This window comes from Pseudomonas persica, from assembly GCF_900291015.1.
Lineage (GTDB): Bacteria > Pseudomonadota > Gammaproteobacteria > Pseudomonadales > Pseudomonadaceae > Aquipseudomonas.
In genome coordinates this window covers 1-279 of the sequence record NZ_OLKL01000050.1, presented here as the reverse complement: position 1 = coordinate 279, position 279 = coordinate 1, and the positions used below count along the sequence as shown (strand labels likewise).

The 279-nt window shown below is 63.4% G+C and carries 1 pseudogene; it reads left to right on the top strand.

Annotation, left to right across the window (positions count from 1 at the left end):
• Positions 1-279: pseudogene (locus FQ664_RS23895) on the top strand (dermonecrotic toxin domain-containing protein); the annotation flags it as partial.

Genomic DNA, 279 nt, shown 5'->3' with positions numbered 1-279 from the left:
GTACTGACGGATATCCTGTTCATCCTGCTCGATATAGCCATGATGCGTGCCAGCGAGCTGTTCACTGATGGCCACGTCCCCCCGCGTGTGACTGGTCAGGCGCAAGCCTCCGCTGCCAAGGTCGATTGGGAGCTTTACATGGCGCCGGCGGCAGACGACCTGCTGGCTGTGTCGGATCAGGCGCTGGCCCGCCAGGAAGCCCTGTTGGGCGCGGTTCCGTGGGCTGATCTCGATGCCGTGGGGCCCAATGGCGAGTATCTGGATGCATTCGGTGAGCCC